This is a genomic window from Chryseobacterium sp. SIMBA_029 (assembly GCF_046535275.1).
Classification (GTDB): Bacteria; Bacteroidota; Bacteroidia; order Flavobacteriales; family Weeksellaceae; genus Chryseobacterium.
Genome location: NZ_JAWRXA010000930.1, coordinates 1 through 230, shown reverse-complemented (window position 1 = coordinate 230; position 230 = coordinate 1). Strand labels below are relative to the sequence as shown.

The 230-nt window shown below is 38.7% G+C and carries 1 protein-coding gene; it reads right to left on the bottom strand.

Annotation, left to right across the window (positions count from 1 at the left end; translation table 11 throughout):
* On the bottom strand, nt 1-230 hold a 230-nt coding region (locus SB679_RS26550), incomplete at both ends, for a hypothetical protein (protein WP_410705447.1).

Here is a 230-nt window from a genome sequence, read left to right as displayed (position 1 = left end):
ATATGGGCTTCATTTAAACTTGTTGACAATGGAGACGGGATAATGTCTACTCTGTGTCTTTTTTCGTTTTTATAAATTACTTCAGCCGGTTTATCATTGGTCAGGATCTCCTTTAGCGTAATTCCAGCGATCTGATCTATTTCCTGAGGAGTACTTAGACTGATTAATCTGCAAGTGGTATGGTCAAATTCTCTTGCCAAACTTTTAAAAAGTCCCGGGTAACCCTGATG